Origin of the sequence: Timaviella obliquedivisa GSE-PSE-MK23-08B (assembly GCA_019358855.1) — a bacterium.
In the GTDB taxonomy this organism is placed as follows: Bacteria; Cyanobacteriota; Cyanobacteriia; order Elainellales; family Elainellaceae; genus Timaviella; species Timaviella obliquedivisa.
Genome location: JAHHII010000004.1, coordinates 251,418 through 266,960, shown reverse-complemented (window position 1 = coordinate 266,960; position 15,543 = coordinate 251,418). Strand labels below are relative to the sequence as shown.

The window sequence follows — 15,543 nt, the reverse complement described above, 5'->3', positions numbered from 1 at the left end:
CAGCTTAAATGAAGCACTTCACCTGATACCAACTCCTAGATTCATCCTGGCAGTAGTAGCAGCCTTCCCACCAAATACATTGGTTGTAGGTTATGTCAACTAAACGGCTCTTAGAAGGTTGCTCGTCGCTTAGTAAATCAACCACTTCATTCTTTTGGTCGGCAGTTCTTCCAGAAATCTCATCCAACGTTTTTTGCAAAGACAGAGAGACCGAATTGCATTGAAGTTGTTTCACTTTAATAGCCCTTAGGATAACTGAGTTTTAAGTAAGCACCCATGACCTAAAATCACTTGGAAATGCTAACAGGATTCTTGGTATAACACCAAATTCCCTTTACTGAGCCCAGCCTATCACCGCAATTTTATTTCGGCAGGAGTGTGTAAGCATTCTTCACCAAAGATCCACGCTCATTAGGGAGGCTTGCTAAATTTATTTTCACTCTCAAAGAAGTCATCAGAAGCTGACAAACTTCTAACCCTTTCGAAATAAGGGATTCAAGAGCTTGATAAATATTCACAATGCTTAGCATAATGTAATTAATATTTTATATGCTAGGAGAAATCAGTGACCGGATTTATTAGAGGGCTGTTTGGTTCCAAGTCAAAGCGTGATTCGGAAGAAACTCCTCAGTCCAGAGAGGCTTTTTATCTACCTGACGATGATGCCAAAACCTTTGGCGACATTGATTACATGCGTTCTAGCAAGAAAACCCGAAGAACCTTCCCAAAAAAAATAGTCGGCGAAATTAATGAATTCATCAATGAAGTATCTTCAATGAAGAAGTCTGACCGCAAGGAGCCGCCTACAGTATCGCCTTTTAACACTACGCCTCTCAATGGCTCTCAGCCGCCATCTAAGCCTTCAGAGCCTCCCTCCTCCAGTCCTTCAAATTCCTCAAATTCCTCTGAGCGTCGCCGTAGTGACCCCAGTATGGATATGTTCCGCAATATGGCGCGCGACATCAAGAAGAAGGGTTAGTACAAAGTTTTGTAGGGTGTGAGGTGAAGCTGTAGCGCACCCTACAAAACTTTGCTGAGATCAGATTCTTCTAAGGTAAGGTTGGACTGGCGCTTTAATTAAACGAGGAGTTTACCTTTGGAACGGACATTTATTGCCATTAAACCTGATGGCGTGCAACGTGGGTTAGTCGGCGACATCGTCCGTCGCTTTGAAGCCAAGGGCTTTATTTTAGTGGGCATGAAGTTTATGCAAGTCAGTCGTGAACTTGCTGAAAACCACTATGCCGTTCATAAGGACAGACCTTTTTTTGCAGGTCTGGTCGATTTTATTACTGCTTCTCCAGTTGTGGCAATGGTTTGGGAAGGCGATGGCGTAGTCACTACGGCTCGGAAGATGATTGGGGCAACGAACCCTTTAGCCGCCGAGCTAGGAACCATTCGAGGCGATTATGGGGCAAACATTGGTCGCAACCTGATTCATGGCTCTGATGCGATCGAGACGGCTGAGCAGGAAATTGCGCTTTGGTTTACCCAGGATGAACTAATTACTTGGCAACCGACGATCATGCCTTGGGTTTACGAGTAAATTTTTGAGTTAGGTCTTGTATTCCCTCTTCCCTAAGCTGGAGCTTGGGGAAGGGGAAGGTTCTACAGAAAATGACTTAGTTTTACTTACTATTTACTTCTTCATTGATCAATTTTCACTTATTAACTTTCACTTATCAATAACTGATGCCGTGCTAGCAGCTTTACTTTATGGTCAGGAAGATTTGCGGTTAGAACAGGTCGCTGACCCTACACCAGCGGCAGGCGAGGTTGTGATTAAGGTGACTGCTGCTACCACCTGTGGGACTGATTTGAAGGTGTGGCGACGGGGCGGACACGCCAAGATGTTGAGTCTGCCAACTCTATTTGGGCACGAGGCGGCGGGACAGATTGTGGCTTTAGGTGATGAGGTTACAGGCTGGCAGATAGGCGATCGCGTTGTTGCCAATAACTCTGCCCCCTGCTTAAACTGCTTTTTCTGCAAAAAAGCAGAGTATTCACTCTGCACTGACCTGAGTTTTAACAATGGCACCTTTGCCGAATACCTTAAGGTTCCAGCACAAATCGTTCGGCATAATCTGCTCCCCATTCCACCAGGAGTGCCAGATGCGATCGCTGCCATGACTGAACCACTTGCCTGCGTTCTCCACGGTGTTGCCCGCTCTAACACAAAGCCCGGCGATCGCGTGGTGTTGCTAGGCGATGGGGCGATCGGGCTAATGTTTGCGGGGGCGTTGGTGCAGTTGGGTGCAGAGGTCTTTTTATTTGGAGGCAATGGCGATCGATTGAAAATTGGGGAGAAGTTTGGCGTAGTGCAGACGTTTAACCATCACCAAGTCAGCGATATTCCAGCAGCCGTCCAAGAACTCACCGATGGTTGGGGCGCAGATGTGGTTGTGGAGGCAACGGGTTCGCCTGCTGTATGGGAAACGGCGATCGCCTGTGCCCGCCCTGGAGCGACAATAAACCTATTTGGTGGGTGTCCCCGAAACACCACCATTACCGTCAACACCGAGCAATTGCATTACAGCGAACTAACTCTTAAGGGCGTGTTTCACAGTACACCGCACTACGTTCGACAAGCCCTAAATTTGTTATCTAGTAGCGCTTTACCGTTTGAATTGCTAATTAGTGATTATCAACCCCTAACCCAGCTAGAGCAAGTGTTTCAGGACATGAAACATCGGAAGGTTGTAAAAGTAGCCATGCAGCCATAAGTCTTGACTGATGGCTCACTTAGTTTGGCAGATAGATGGCAAATAGAAGATAACCTAGGACTCACCTATACTTCTTGTGAAGTACTCACTTGTCCAAGCCTGTGTTGCGTGCGTTAATTTGTCTATTACTCTGCTTTTGCTTCGTCTTGCCCTACCCTGCTTGGGCTGCTCCTGCACCTGAGCGGATCGATTTAACTTTAGAACTCCTACAAAGACGACTAAAATCGCCGACTCAAACAGAAGGCATCCGAACTATTGATCTAAGGAGGCTAGTCATTGATTTACGCCCCGAAAATGCAGCATTTCGTGATCAGTTTTATCGTTTAGTTCAGGCTCAGCTTCAGCAACCCGGATCGCCACTGGGAATTGATTTGAGTTACTCGCTGATTCGAGGAGAGTTAACCATTCGGGACTTAGGTTTACGGACGGATCTGTTTGGGCAAACGCCTTTCCCGTTTAGTGAAGCCGAGCAGGCACAGTTGAAGCGCGATAGTTTGCGATTGTTTCAGTTAAGTAATTTGTCGCGATCGCTTCTGTTACAAAGCCAAGCTGCGCCGCTCCAACTCACCGTTCTGCGTGGCACACTGACGCTAGTCCAAACTCGCTTTGAAAACTTTGCTAATTTCACCAACACATTTTTTCTGGGGCGCGTCGAGGCACAAGGCGTAAATTTTGGGCAAGACGTAGACTGGTCAGGCGCACGCTTCAGTCAAACAGCCACCTTTATGGATGCCGTTTTTCAGCGTGAAGCCCGATTTCCTAGCACCATATTTTTTAATCGTGCCATCTTTAACGAAGCGGAGTTCAAAACCAATGCCAACTTTCAAAGCAGTGAGTTTCGAGCATTTGCCAGCTTTCATCAGTCCCGGTTTCAACAGCTTGCCAACTTTACCCGAATTCAATGGTATGACAAAGCCGATTTCTCACAGATTCGCTGGATGGGTCAGGTGCTTTTTGACCGCGATAAATTTGCCCAGGCTTTGTTTTTAACAGAGACGCGGTTTGATAAACTGGTCAGCTTTCGCCAAACCCAGTTCAATAAATTGGTCAACCTCCGTGGAGCCAGCATTTTAGACCAGGCAGACTTTGCCAATGCTGGGTTTGCGAAAGGGGCTTATCTCAATATTTCAGATTTGCAATTTGACCCGCGTTCTGCCCGTATTTTGGGCGACCTCGGTAAGGTGGGGCGGGTGCTTTCGGTGCCAACACTGCAAGGGAATGAAACGCTGTTGCGTAACCTGGTGCAAAACTTTCGGTTGCAGCAACAAATTTCGGATGCGAACCAGGTGGAATACACCACCGAGCGATTACGCCTGAAGGAACTGCGCCAGCGATTGTTGGGAGTAGATTTAAATACTGCCTCAGTAGCTCAGCTTCAAGCAGTTGGCTTTTCAGCGAAGCAAGCCGCTACGATCGCCCAAACTCGTTCTCAGCAACCCTTCCGCAGCATCGCCGATTTGCTCAAGCTAGAAGGAATGCTGGGAGCTTATGTCAAGGTGCGCGATCGCGTTGTGGTCGGTAAGCCTGTTTCTGTGGGCAACTGGTTTGTGGAAGGGGTAAATTGGTTGGGTTTAAGCTTGCTGCTGCTGCTGACCCGATTTGGGACAAGTTCTTGGCTGGTGTTAGGAGTGGGAATGATTGCGATCGCCCATTTTGCCTTCTTGTTTTGGTTAATCGATCGCTTCCGCAAACTGCACCCTAAACCGATTATTCCTACACCCGAAGAAGTCGTCTGGAGCATTAGTGGCTTTGGCATTTTTTCAATCCTCGGCTTCTCTGCCCTGTTTCGGACAGCAGAACAGCCTTGGCTCACTCTAGCTTGTTTAGGCGGAGTCATCATTCCTATTCCAGCCCTGCTTATTGGTATTCTTTACGGGCAAGGTCGTTACCATGACCTGATGGACACTAGCTATTTTGTTGAAGATAGCAGTATGCGTCAGTTAAGGTTTTTAATTGGTCGATTACCTAATATTCCAGCGTTTCCTTATTTTCGGGAACGCTACATCCCTATCCTTTGGAACAAAAGCTGGAGTTGGCTAAATTACTTAGATTTCAGCCTCAACAATTTGCTTAAATTTGGGTTCAACGATATTCGGTTACGCGATGAACAAATGCCTGCCTTGATTACTGCACTCGTCTGGTACCAGTGGGGAGTAGGATTACTTTACTTTGCGCTCTTGCTATGGACGCTCTCTCGGACAATTCCAGGATTGAACCTGCTGATTTACTTCAAGTAAGCAGTCAAACAAAAATTCCTCTAGCTCTTACCCAAGGGACAAAAAGCTAGAGGAACAAGTCTCTACATAAATTAAAACTGGCCCAGCCAATTAAGCGATCGGACTAGCGATCGATTGATTGTTGACGGTTCTTTTTAACCCACTGATACCAGCTACCATCGGTGGAAAAGCCACTCGACAGCATGAATGCAACCGTATCAGGACTAACCCGATAGGTTTTAGATTTATTAGGTTGTTGATTTGTATTTTCCATGGTGCTTACCTCTTTACAGTTAGTGTGATTCGGAGGCGCGTTCCTTCAGGATTCCCTTACTTCCGTCTCTTGCCAAAAATCTAGACTTTTAGAAAGAGATGAACGGTTTGTTTCTGTATCAAATATAGCAGAATTTAGCGTGAGGCGTGAACTAAATGTTAAGTTTTGTTGCAGACATCATTGCCGAAACGGTGGCAATTACCCTTCAGCTGGCAACGTAAATTCAATTGTGGTGCCTTCTCCGACTTGGCTATGAACCTCAATCTGTCCTCCGTGTGCCTTGACAATTTGCTTACAAAGGCACAGACCTAAACTCATGCGAGTCAGTTGGCGCTCTTGAGATGGCTTTAGGCATAGTTCAAAGATATTTTTTTGTTCCAATAAATCAATGCCAATGCCCGTATCAGTGATAGTGAACTGAAAGGTCTGTTTCTCAACGGGCTGCCTCGTAGATACCGCAAGGGTCGCCTCCACGCGCACTTCTATGCCCGGTGGGTTATGGTTCGCCGCATTGGAAATAAGATGGTGAAAGACCTGGCGGATCTGGCTTATATCTGCCATTACCCAAAGTGGGTCGGTCGAAATAGGACTAACCAGCGTAATGTGATTTTCTTGCAAAAGTGGAGAGAGGGCGGCGATCGCTTCTTGCAGCACTGCACTCATCGAAACCCAGGTTTTTTCAAGCTGAATGCCATCAGTAATGTTGGCGTAGGCTTCCAAGAGTTGGTTGAGATGATTGAGTTGAGTTTTGCCAGATTGGGTCATGCGTCGCAATAGCTCACGCGACACGGGAATCATGTCTCCGGCTTGCCCCTGCAAATTTTCTAAAACCATCAGGCTGCCCATCACCGTAGTGCGCAAGTCATGGGAAATTGCGTAAAGCAGCAAATCCTGAAGATTGCTGAGTTCTTCTAACTCTGCCATGCTGGCTTGCAGTTGCAGCGTGTGTGCTTCGACTTGTTGTTCAAGGGTAGTATTTAAGGCTTTTTGGTGCTTCGCAGAAATGAGGGTGAAAGTTATTGTCGTAACGAATATTCCGATGACTAGGATAAGCAGCAGTAACACTACATTTTGAGTGAGTAATAATGCGATCGCAATCACTCCTCCACTCAGTACAAATGATTCTCGTTGTTGCCTACTCACTGCCATGTTTTATCGGTGTAAATGACTGCCTAATTCATCCGAAATGACTCAACAAAGAACGCCTAGTTGCCTCATATTGGGCTAGACAACCGTTGAGTACTTCACCCAAATGGATGAGCGATCGGCATGAGTTCCAGCACTGCCGCGCGATCGCCCGTAAAATAATTTCAGCTTTTCAACCGTACGATCTTCATTCCCATCAGATTTATGCAAGCAGGCCCCAGTTTCCTTTCCACTTTTATTTACTATTTTTCAACCACTGCAATTGTCTTAACGATCGTTGTGTCGCGGGCAACAGGGTTGCAAATTGCCACAGGCATTCCTCAGCAAATCGGGGCTTTAGGAGGAGCATTAGCCGGTTTGGTCGGAGTTTACTTCAATCGCTCGGTTGCCATAGCTCTTCCGTTTGCAGAAAAAAAGAAATTTTTGGTAGAGCTAGAAACCTTGCTGACCGCAATGGGCTATCAACTTCAGGAAGAGGGAGACGAGGTGCGAGTTTACGCGCGATCGGGCATTAACAAATGGTTGTCGGGGCGAGTGTTCGTAAAGTTTGAGGGGCAAGAAGCCACGATCGCCAGTCGTGCCGTTCACATGCGCCAAATCGAGCCGCAGATTCAAGCAAATCGGCTCAGCGATCGCGCGGCTGCACTGAAGCGATCGTGCAAAAATTTAGACTAGAAAATTCCTAGTTGATGTCTTGCCAGGGATCGCCAATTTGGCATATCTTCCCTACATCCTAGGTTCCCTCTAGGGTTAGCTTAAAATAAGTGTAAGATATGTAAAGTTCCGTAACATCGAGCCAGAGTCAGCTTATCCATGACCTCAGCCACCTCTCTTTTTTCTCCAGTAGAAAAAGATCTTCACCTCCTCACCGATAACCTAAAGCAGTTGGTCGGTGCCCGTCATCCCATTCTTTATGCCGCCGCAGAGCATTTGTTTGGGGCAAGCGGCAAGCGCCTCAGACCGGCGATCGTTTTTCTCATCTCTAGAGCGACAATGCCTAATCAGGAGATTACTGCTAAGCACCGACGCTTGGCAGAAATCACTGAGATGATCCATACCGCTAGCTTGGTGCATGATGATGTCATTGACGAAGCAGAAATGCGTCGAGGCATTCCAACCGTTCACAGCAGCTTTACTAACCGAGTGGCGGTTTTAGCTGGGGACTTCTTATTTGCTCAGTCTTCCTGGTATTTAGCAAATTTGGACAATTTGACCGTTGTTAAGCTGCTTTCAGAAGTCATTATGGACTTGGCAGAAGGCGAGATTCAACAGGGCTTAAATGGTTTTGATACCAGCTTGACGCTAGAAGCCTACCTAGAAAAGAGTTACTACAAGACTGCGTCTCTCATTGCCAATAGCTCTAAGGCAGCGGGCGTTCTGAGTGGACTCTCGGCAGAAGAAAATATGCACCTTTATCACTATGGACGTAATATTGGCTTGGCATTCCAAATTGTGGATGACATCTTGGACTTTACGGCTTCGAGTGAAATTCTGGGTAAACCTGCTGGGTCTGACTTGCAAAGCGGCAACCTAACGGCTCCTGTACTCTTTGCACTTGAAGAGAAACCTTTCCTAGAGGTATTAATTGAGCGAGAATTTGCCCAGGATGATGACTTGGAGCAAGCGATCGCTCTGGTTAAAGACAGCCAAGGCATCCAGCGATCGCGCGAACTTGCTGCCAATCATGCTCAGGCTGCTGTTGGGCATCTTTCTGGCTTTCCGGCGACTGAGTCACGGCAAGCTTTATTAGAGCTAGCAGACTATGTTCTAAGCCGCCTTTACTAATGCCTAGACCCAAAACTCTGAACCTGCTAAGCAATATCTGTCGGAGTGCGCGATCGCATCGTTTGCAGAGAAATCTGAACTAACTCCAAAAGATCTGCCCGTGTGACCTCTACACCTGTAGTGAATTCCCTAGGCTGTTCAAAAAAGATGATGCTGTCTACCGGCTCCATTGCCAACATCTGAAACAGGATATGAACTACAGGCACAGGCACAGCAATCACATGAGCATTGTCAAATTCACTAGCGCTGGTTTTAGCGTCTTCAAGGGTCGGGAAAACAGACAGAATGTTCTTTGTGACCTCAGATTCGGTAGGATGGTTAAGAACCGTCATGACCCAGTTTTGCTCCAGGGTTTGCAGCACATAATATTCAGGGTGTTTAAGTCGATCGGCAACCGTAATCAGGGCAGGGGCGATCGCCTCTACTTCTTTAGGAGAAGCTCCATACTGTGGAGCTTGCTGAACTAACATTTGAATTTGCTGATTGATATCCATGTCATCTATATTTTGGGTAGCGCCAAAGCTCACCGGCTTCAATAGTCTAGTCTAGACCTTTGAAAGCGAAAGATTTCTTGATCAGAAAGTGCACCTATCGTTGGTTTTGTTAGGGATTTATCGGTTGTGAGCGATTTTATGAGACTGTGTTAGGTTTATAGGCGATTAACCATCAGGGGGAGACTGTAATAAAGCGTGGAGGCTATTTTTCAGCTGTTGTACAGCGAACTAAAGCAATCCACTCGATCTTCTGAACACAACTGTAAAGATGTGGCGACTCGTTTAGCAGAGGAAGTCACTCGCATCTGTTCAGAGAGCAAACGCATTCAAGATTCGGGGGAGGTAGAGGCTTGGTTAAATACTTTGGCTCGCCATCGCCTCAAGCAATGTCTTGAATACTATCAGCTCGGTTCCCATCGAGGTCGGGTAGAACTGCATAGTACACTCAGTGCGGTGGTGTATCGCTACATCACGCCGCCCCAAGTTCAGTCAAGCTACCAAGCTCGACTAACTCTAATTGAAGATTTTCTTCAGGGTTTTTACATTGAATCTCTGAATGCTTTTCGGCGAGAAACTCAGCTTTTGCCAACTTACAGCCCTCGCTCTCTACTGGAGTTAGCTGAATATATGTCGTTTACCGAGCGATACGGCAAGCGCCGGATTCCCTTAGCAGGTCGGCGGAGTCAGCAGCTCATTATTCTACGAGCGCAAACTTACTCGCAGCAGCAGCCTCCTGAGACGATGGTAGACATAGAGCAAGTTGCAGAAGGCTCCTCGGGTGACTCGGAACATGGGCGCAGCATGGCTTCGATTCCGCAGGTGCGGGAACAGATGATGGCGCAAGAACCAGAGATATCAGAAGATGCGCTGCGCAATACGGTAATTACAGAGTTGATGCAGTATTTGGAGGAGCGTGATCAGCAGGATTGCGCCAACTATTTTTCGCTGCGGCTTCAAGACCTGCCTGCCAATGAAATTGAGTCTATTTTGGGGTTGAATGCTCGGCAACGGGATTATCTACAACAGCGGTTCAAATATCACCTGATTCGCTTTGCTCTGTCTCACCACTGGGAGTTGGTTCATCAATGGCTAGAGGCTGATTTAGATCGGAACCTGGGTTTAACGCCGCAGCAGTGGAAGCTGTTTCAAGACAAAATGACTTCCCAGCAAAGAGAGCTTTTGCATTTGAAGCAGAAGAGGTTACCCGATGTTGCGATCGCCAAAACGTTGGGCAGCACCCCGACCCAGTTACAAAAGCAGTGGTCGAAACTGCTAGAGCAAGCTTGGGAAATTCGTAACAGTGTTGTGTCCGGAGCAGGGGCAGCAATAGATGAATAGTGAGGATATCGTAAGGTTGTCTTTTAATTGTGATGATTTCGATAAGATTGGATCGATGTAGACCTGGGTTTACAAAAAGATTGAAACAAGATTGCTGCATTTGTAACAATTTTGCATCCGGAACAGGGGCACAAGTGTATGAATAAAGACGCAGAAGCTGTTAAAAACTTTCTGATCTGGCTGTCTCAAGAGCCAAGCTGGATAGTTGCAGCGCCATCGGGGAAGAGTTTCAATTGTCGGAAAACTGAATCGGATGGGTTTGGTGCGGCGGATCTACAGTCTGTTCCTGATCCCCTTGATTCTGAATCGGTTGCTGTGAGGCAGACCCGTTCATCAGAGTCAAGCTATTTTCCAGTTGAGGAATTTTCTTTTTTTGAACCCGGAGAGACACCTGCTGTGCAAGACCGTTTTCATTCCCTTATAAAGCGTCGGATTCGTGCCGAGCTTGAGCTAAAGCCTCCTGTTTTTCCCTGGGAGACTGAGGGCTACAAGTATGATTCTGAGCAAGTTCCATCTTGGGCAACCCAACTGAAGAGTCTGAACTTGCCTGTGCCGATGCCAGAGAAAGTTTTAGCTCAACTGTTTAGCCAGTGCCAATCTGTGATGCAGTCCTCACTGCAAGAAGGGGCAAAGTTAGTTAGAGCAGTGGAACTGCTATTTCCTGGGCAAGAGGTGGCGCTGAACCAATTGGCGGGACTTGTGATTGCTTCTCCAGTTCGGAGTGGGGCGATCGCTTCCCCGCTTAAAAATGCTCCAGGTGCTAACTTTCCAAGCAACTATGACTCTGCAACTCCCCCTCAACAGATGGCGCTGTCACTGATCGCTGCTCGCGAAATCATTGAATCGCTGACTCTCAAAGTTTCGCCCCGCAATCCTGTTCAACGCCAATGGACACTGGCGGCGGGAATCCTGGATTTAATGGCTGAGTACGATGTCACAATGAAGCGGGTGCGGGTGCAGGGGCAACTTCCCACTGCGGGCAAGGTTGACTTTAGGGCGCAGAATAGTCACACAACGGCTCAGCGTGCGGGTGCTGGGAGTTTTAGCTTAGAGTTATTTGATTTAGAGCCCAATCAGTCTTACTGGCTTGATGTGCAGCTACAAGAGGTTGATCAGCCTTCAATGATTTTTTCCATCTGCCCGGTTGCCTGATTATTTGTGATTAGGCGGCTCTTAAAGTTCTTGTTGAAAAAGCGATCGCCTGTGAGCGATCGCTTTTTATTGTTTCTCGCTATTTCTCAATATTTCTCAACGGGTACCGCTTGACAAGGTAAAGATTTTCACTTTCCTAACTTACTCAACTCTAAGGAATTGATCTAGAATGAAGGCACATTTTTAATCCTAATTCCTGTACACTTATCAATCTTTACATGGGAGAAAATCCAGAAACATTGCGTCATGACATCTTGCACTGGTTATCAAATAACGTGCCTGAATCCCGTTTGCAGCACGTTCTGAGAGTTGAGCAGATGGCGATCGCTTTGGCTAAGGATCATTCTCTCAACACCGACAAAGCCGCTCAAGCTGGGCTAATGCATGACTTGGCAAAATACTTCAAGCCGCAGCTACTGCTAGAAATAGCTCGTCGGGAAGGTTTACCCCTTGACCCGGTTGATGAAGTGACACCCCATTTGCTTCATGCAGAGGTAGGAGCGATCGTCGCTCGGGATCAGTTTGGAATTCAAGACCCAGAAATCTTGGAAGCGATCGCTAATCATACTCTAGGCAGACCTGGCATGAGTGCTTTGAGTTGCGTTGTTTTTTTGGCAGATAGCCTTGAGCCGGGGCGAGGTAATACGCCAGACCTTAACATTTTGCGGCATACCAGTAGACAAAACTTACAGCGGGCGGTGTGGATGTCGTGCGACGATTCTATTAAGCACTTAACTGTATCTCGTCGGCTGATTCATCCGCGTGTGTTACTCACCCGAAATTGGTTTTTGCAACAGACTAGCCCGGCTCGCTCTGCCCACGAAGCGTTACGTTATCTGAGTCAGTCTAATTAACTCAATGTCCCTAACAACCCCTTTAAAAATGGAGAAACTGCCCCTTGATGTCTAACTCTTTTTCGTCCCCAACCCCCAGATCCGAGTTTCACAATAGCCAGGTCATCACTGACCCATCTAGCCGACAACTAGCCCTAACAATTGCTGAAGGCGCAGATGACCGTAAAGGGGTAGACATTGTGATCTTGAAAGTATCTGAGGTGTCTTACTTAGCAGATTATTTTGTCGTGATGTCGGGTCTGTCAAGTGTGCAAGTGAGGGCGATCGCGGGTTCCATTGAAGATAAAGTAGAGACAGACTTGCATCGGCTCCCTGTCAGAAGTGAAGGTAAAAGCGATGGGTCTTGGATTGTATTGGATTATGGGGATGTGATTGCCCATGTCTTTATGCCCCAAGAGCGCGAGTTCTATGACCTGGAAGCATTTTGGGGACATGCCGAAAAAACGCGCTTCTCGGTTCCTCGACTAGCCATGGATTAGGTAAAGTACAGAAGAGGGCTTGCCTCATTTGAGCTCAACTGATGCCGAGTAATGCCAAGCTTTTGGGTTCCTGAATATCGCTTCTACTATGAAATCTTCTGCGCCTGTTTGTCCTGTTCCAACTGAGCAACAGCCTCTCAATGAATATCAGGAACTTCAAGATTCCTGGTTTTTTCGTTGGGCGTTGCTGAGGGGGGCAGGCTATTGGAAGCCTATTGTCATTCTTTGGGGAGTCGGATTAATTCTCTCTGCGCCCGTTGCTGTCGTGAGTTTCCCAATGGCAAAGTATCCGGTGCAATTTGCTTTGAGTGCAGCAGCAGGAGCGCTGATTGTGCCAACGTTGGCGCTGGTGCGGCTGTACTTGGGTTGGATGTATGTGCGCGATCGCCTCTCGCAAGCTGAGATTTTTTATGAAGAGTCAGGCTGGTATGATGGACAGGTTTGGACGAAACCAGAAGAGGTCTTGCAGCGCGATCGCCTCATCGTCAGCTATGAAATTCAATCGCTTTTAAAGCGCTTATCTCAAACGTTTGGCGCTTTAGTGCTACTGCTCTTGAGTGGCGGCGTATTGTGGATTGTTTTGTAGTAATCTTCCGAACCCGCAATTTTTTGTACTCAATACGGCACTATGCAAAAGTTTCAGGAATGACTAGGGGAAAACGCACCGCAGAATTAAAAGTTCACTTGCTCCGAGAAGGCATCGTCGAATCGACCCATCTCGTTCAAGCCGTAGTATCAGACGATCGAGGGCGCACTCTCACCACAGCGGGCAGTGCCGAAACTGCTTGCTTCGTCCGCTCAGCCCTTAAGCCGTTTCAAGCTTTGGCAGTGACAAGCAGTGGAACATTAGAACGGTTTGGGCTAACCGATCGGGATTTGGCAATCATTTGTAGCTCTCACCAAGGCAATGTTGAGCAAGCTAGACAAGCATTCAATATTCTGTGGCGATGTGATATTGATCCATCGGCGTTGCAGTGCCCTACGCCCGCAGGTAAGGCAAGTCCACTTCAGTACAATTGCTCCGGTAAACACGCTGGAATGCTAGCAGTTTGTCAGCAACGTAACTTTCCCCTTAGCAGTTACCTTCAGCGGAACCATCCGGTGCAGCAACTAATTTTAGGCAAGGTTGCAGAGCTTTTGCGAATGCCGCCCGACGAGTTTATCTCAGCACATGATGATTGTGGCGCACCTACTTACTATATGCAGTTAGGTCAAATGGCGACCTTATATGCTCAACTTTCTTCGGGCAATAGCTTAGATATGGAGCGAATTGTGCGAGCCATGACTCATCATCCGAGTATGGTTGCCGGTGAAGGACAGTTCGATACAGAGCTAATGCGGCTGGCTGAGGGTGAACTGGTCAGCAAGTCTGGTGCAGAGGGGATTCAGTGCATTGGGCGTGTGGGTGAAGGCTTGGGGCTGGCAATTAAGGTGGCAGATGGAGCCAAGCGGGCAAAGTATGCGGTGGCAATTCATCTGCTGAAACAAATGGGATGGATTACGCCGGCGATCGCTGAAGTTCTGACAGAAACCTATATGACCTTAGGAAAATTCAATCGCCTGGAAGTCATCGGTGAACTGTCAATGGCTTAGTGAATCAGTAAGTGACACTCACCCCCTCAGAGGACTAAGCAGTATAAAGCTTAGTTGAGCCGTACCGCTTGCGGTTCTGCTCACTGAGTAGAAAGAACTAAAATGCGGTTGTCGGTTCCAACACCCTTAGGCTATGGCGTTACTAAATTCCAGCATATAGTACAAAACGATTCCCTTTCCCCGCCGCTAGTAACTTTTCGGACTCAACCAGCTATCTCGATATAGTCGGTGTGCAAGCAGATTTTTATACGGCGCTTCTACTCAATTTTGGATTGCTTCCAGTACTTCATTTCCTCATCAATAAAGTGATTAACTAAATCCCGATACATTTTTTCAATTGCATCTGCATTTAATCCTTCCTCTTCTGCCCAGACTCGACGCTGCTTCAACATTGCATGAAAGCGTTCAGGTGCTTTAACGGTAGTTTCACTCGTCTTGAATTGGGAGGCAGCTTTGACGTATGCGAAACGCTGACCAAGTAGAGCAACAACTTGACGATCTAACCGATCAATTTCGGCTCGAATATCCGCCATGTTTTCACATTGATTAGGTATCTTCATCGTTTGCAAAGTTGAGTGGTGGGGCTAGTTTTCATCTCGAGTCGAGGGTTCACATAATACTTGCAATGTTGAACAGTTTCCCAAGGGAAGCCAAATAACTTTCGGTGGTATTGCCAAATACTAAGCTCAAATCGTGCATATCCGCATCTTTTGAGACAATCATCAAATCATTGTCTTTTGCATAATTCCAAGCGATTGGATCAATTGTTGCCTTCATACCCAAATCTGGAACGTGAAGCGAATTTGGGAGAAGATTGCCCAGACGGTTCAGCAATTTTGACGACAAGTTTTTATCAAAAAGTAATCTCATGCAGATAATGGAGAAATCATTAACCGACGCTCACAGTCAGCAGCGTAAGCAATACAGGCTTTTAAGTCTTCTCGCGTCAGATCGGGAAAATCGTCAAGAATTTCTGCTTCAGTCATCTCGGAAGCCAAGTACTCAAGCACTTCATAAACTGTAATTCTTAAACCACGTACACAGGGCTTCCCACCCCGTTTATCAGATTCAATTGTGATGAAGTTTTGGTAGATCATAGTTAAAATCATCTTCGTTAAATAGCCCTATCAACAGACAACATTTCGGTAACACCCCTACCTCACAGACTAAACTGCATAACAATATTATTAGATAGACATAGTCTACCTAACCCTCCTCAGTTGGTTATCAAGATGGGTTTTGTACAACTCATAACCCATAGCTAGGGAGTTGCTGGAAAATTTTCTGTATATCTTCCAGTTTTGGGAAGTTAGAGAGGAACTTACGTAGATTTCTCAGGAGATGTGATGGGAAGTATGGCTGTGGCTGAAAAGAATTCTACCAACAATTGACATTCTTGGATGCTCAGACGGTGTTAGCTCAACGCTTTTACATCACCTTTGTAGTGGAGATGTTACGACCGCCAACAACTCGATCTTGACAAGCTTCT

18 protein-coding genes and 1 pseudogene are annotated in these 15,543 nt (G+C 46.8%); 12 read left to right on the top strand and 7 right to left on the bottom strand.

The features are described from left to right. Positions 1-4: 4 nt before the first annotated feature. The gene (locus KME11_09595) at positions 5-187 is read right to left on the bottom strand and encodes a hypothetical protein (GenBank protein ID MBW4515465.1); all 183 of its coding nucleotides are present in this window, start codon (positions 185-187) and stop codon (positions 5-7) included. Positions 188-565: 378 nt separating this feature from the next. Between KME11_09595 and KME11_09590 the strand changes: the two genes are divergently transcribed. From KME11_09590 to KME11_09575, 4 genes are all read left to right on the top strand, one after another. Then, positions 566-979, top strand: coding sequence for a hypothetical protein (locus KME11_09590; GenBank protein ID MBW4515464.1), 414 nt, complete (start codon positions 566-568; stop codon positions 977-979). A gap of 117 nt (positions 980-1,096) precedes the next feature. Then, positions 1,097-1,546 carry a nucleoside-diphosphate kinase gene (ndk, locus tag KME11_09585; GenBank protein ID MBW4515463.1) on the top strand — a complete coding sequence of 150 codons (450 nt, stop codon included), beginning with the start codon at positions 1,097-1,099 and terminating at the stop codon, positions 1,544-1,546. Positions 1,547-1,697: 151 nt separating this feature from the next. Further along, the gene (locus tag KME11_09580) at positions 1,698-2,723 is read left to right on the top strand and encodes an alcohol dehydrogenase catalytic domain-containing protein (protein ID MBW4515462.1); all 1,026 of its coding nucleotides are present in this window, start codon (positions 1,698-1,700) and stop codon (positions 2,721-2,723) included. An 89-nt stretch (positions 2,724-2,812) separates the two neighbouring features. Next, positions 2,813-4,960: a helix-hairpin-helix domain-containing protein gene (locus tag KME11_09575; GenBank protein ID MBW4515461.1), complete on the top strand. Its 2,148-nt coding sequence runs from the start codon at positions 2,813-2,815 to the stop codon at positions 4,958-4,960. Between the two features lie 103 nt (positions 4,961-5,063). On the opposite strand, the gene KME11_09570 is transcribed toward KME11_09575, so the two are convergent. Both KME11_09570 and KME11_09565 read right to left on the bottom strand, forming a co-directional pair. Next, entirely contained in the window at positions 5,064-5,213 is a 150-nt protein-coding gene (locus KME11_09570; protein ID MBW4515460.1) for a hypothetical protein, read from the bottom strand. 198 nt (positions 5,214-5,411) lie between these two features. Then, positions 5,412-6,362, bottom strand: a complete 951-nt coding sequence (locus KME11_09565) for a hypothetical protein (GenBank protein ID MBW4515459.1) — start codon at positions 6,360-6,362, stop codon at positions 5,412-5,414. A gap of 201 nt (positions 6,363-6,563) precedes the next feature. Between KME11_09565 and KME11_09560 the strand changes: the two genes are divergently transcribed. Together KME11_09560 and sds are read left to right on the top strand one after the other, a co-directional pair. Continuing rightward, a complete protein-coding gene (locus KME11_09560; GenBank protein ID MBW4515458.1) occupies positions 6,564-7,034 on the top strand; it encodes a hypothetical protein in 471 nt (156 codons plus the stop codon). Between the two features lie 138 nt (positions 7,035-7,172). Continuing rightward, the gene (gene sds, locus KME11_09555) at positions 7,173-8,144 is read left to right on the top strand and encodes a solanesyl diphosphate synthase (protein ID MBW4515457.1); all 972 of its coding nucleotides are present in this window, start codon (positions 7,173-7,175) and stop codon (positions 8,142-8,144) included. Positions 8,145-8,170: 26 nt separating this feature from the next. Here sds and KME11_09550 read toward each other — a convergent pair whose 3' ends face one another. Then, on the bottom strand, positions 8,171-8,671 hold the full coding sequence (locus KME11_09550; protein MBW4515456.1) for a hypothetical protein: 501 nt from the start codon (positions 8,669-8,671) through the stop codon (positions 8,171-8,173). 162 nt (positions 8,672-8,833) lie between these two features. Here KME11_09550 and hetZ point away from each other — a divergent pair, with 162 nt between their 5' ends. The 6 genes from hetZ (at position 8,834) to KME11_09520 (ending at position 14,054) form a co-directional block, all read left to right on the top strand. Beyond that, positions 8,834-9,976 (top strand): heterocyst differentiation protein HetZ, encoded by a 1,143-nt coding sequence (hetZ, locus tag KME11_09545; GenBank protein MBW4515455.1) that lies wholly within the window; start codon positions 8,834-8,836, stop codon positions 9,974-9,976. Positions 9,977-10,114: 138 nt separating this feature from the next. Further along, positions 10,115-11,128: a hypothetical protein gene (locus tag KME11_09540; protein ID MBW4515454.1), complete on the top strand. Its 1,014-nt coding sequence runs from the start codon at positions 10,115-10,117 to the stop codon at positions 11,126-11,128. A gap of 218 nt (positions 11,129-11,346) precedes the next feature. Next, positions 11,347-11,982 (top strand): bis(5'-nucleosyl)-tetraphosphatase (symmetrical) YqeK, encoded by a 636-nt coding sequence (gene yqeK, locus KME11_09535; protein ID MBW4515453.1) that lies wholly within the window; start codon positions 11,347-11,349, stop codon positions 11,980-11,982. Between the two features lie 47 nt (positions 11,983-12,029). Next, positions 12,030-12,461: a ribosome silencing factor gene (gene rsfS, locus KME11_09530; protein MBW4515452.1), complete on the top strand. Its 432-nt coding sequence runs from the start codon at positions 12,030-12,032 to the stop codon at positions 12,459-12,461. 88 nt (positions 12,462-12,549) lie between these two features. Next, on the top strand, positions 12,550-13,047 hold the full coding sequence (locus KME11_09525; protein MBW4515451.1) for a CGLD27 family protein: 498 nt from the start codon (positions 12,550-12,552) through the stop codon (positions 13,045-13,047). A gap of 59 nt (positions 13,048-13,106) precedes the next feature. Continuing rightward, positions 13,107-14,054 (top strand): asparaginase, encoded by a 948-nt coding sequence (locus KME11_09520; protein ID MBW4515450.1) that lies wholly within the window; start codon positions 13,107-13,109, stop codon positions 14,052-14,054. Positions 14,055-14,311: 257 nt separating this feature from the next. Here KME11_09520 and KME11_09515 read toward each other — a convergent pair whose 3' ends face one another. The 3 genes and pseudogenes from KME11_09515 to KME11_09505 all read right to left on the bottom strand — a co-directional run bounded on the left by KME11_09515 (position 14,312) and on the right by KME11_09505 (position 15,151). Beyond that, the gene (locus KME11_09515) at positions 14,312-14,614 is read right to left on the bottom strand and encodes an isochorismate lyase (protein MBW4515449.1); all 303 of its coding nucleotides are present in this window, start codon (positions 14,612-14,614) and stop codon (positions 14,312-14,314) included. A 24-nt stretch (positions 14,615-14,638) separates the two neighbouring features. Beyond that, positions 14,639-14,924: pseudogene (locus tag KME11_09510) on the bottom strand (DUF5615 family PIN-like protein). Next, on the bottom strand, positions 14,921-15,151 hold the full coding sequence (locus tag KME11_09505; GenBank protein ID MBW4515448.1) for a DUF433 domain-containing protein: 231 nt from the start codon (positions 15,149-15,151) through the stop codon (positions 14,921-14,923). The pseudogene KME11_09510 and the gene KME11_09505 overlap by 4 nt, the downstream one beginning before the upstream one ends. Positions 15,152-15,543: the final 392 nt, after the last annotated feature.